This is a genomic window from Mesorhizobium sp. (assembly GCF_005063415.1).
GTDB lineage: Bacteria > Pseudomonadota > Alphaproteobacteria > Rhizobiales > Rhizobiaceae > Mesorhizobium.
On the sequence record NZ_SUEG01000456.1, the window covers coordinates 1 to 202 of the forward strand.

Annotated in this window: 1 pseudogene; it reads left to right on the top strand. The window is 67.8% G+C overall.

The features are described from left to right. Positions 1-125 precede the first annotated feature (125 nt). Positions 126-202: pseudogene (locus tag E5W70_RS33295) on the top strand (IS66 family insertion sequence element accessory protein TnpB); the annotation flags it as partial.

Consider the following 202-nt stretch of genomic DNA (forward strand, 5'->3'; position numbering starts at 1 on the left):
GATTCCGCTGACCACGCCGCCGGCACTGGCGGCGGCGATGGTGAAGGCGCTGGGCGTTTCATGATCCCGGTCCCGAGCCAGGTGCGGATCTGGTTGGCGGCGGCCGGACCGATATGCGACGCGGGATGCAAGGCCTCGCTCTGCAGGTTCAGGAGACGTTGGGCCGGGACCCGCATGCCGGCGATATTTATGTCTTCCGCGG